Below are 300 nucleotides of genomic sequence, written 5' to 3'. Positions count from 1 at the left end.
GATGGGCCCGGCGAGGGCGATCATGCCGACCGGGTCGGTGGTCGGGGTGATGACGGCGCCGAAGACGAAGACGCCCATGATCACGCCCCGCCACCAGCCGGCCATGCGGCGGCCGGTGAGGACTCCGGTGAGGTTGAGCATCACCAGGACCAGCGGCAGCTCGAAGGCCAGGCCGAAGACGAGCACCATGCGCAGGGTGAAGTCGAGGACGTCACCGAGCGAGAGGATGTTCGCGGAGCCCTCGGGCGTGAGGCTGATGAGCACCTTCACGCTGATGGGGAGGATCAGGTACGCGAGGTA

General features: G+C 67.7%; 1 protein-coding gene. It reads right to left on the bottom strand.

Features of this window, described 5'->3' with window-relative positions; all coding sequences use genetic code 11:
* Positions 1-300 (bottom strand): twin-arginine translocase subunit TatC (locus tag OQ02_RS39870; RefSeq protein WP_033443879.1); only part of this gene is annotated, 300 nt, incomplete at both ends.

This window comes from Saccharothrix sp. NRRL B-16314 (assembly GCF_000716595.1).
GTDB lineage: Bacteria > Actinomycetota > Actinomycetes > Mycobacteriales > Pseudonocardiaceae > Actinosynnema.
Note: the sequence above shows the minus strand (reverse complement) of the source record. Positions and strands in the feature narration are given on the sequence as shown.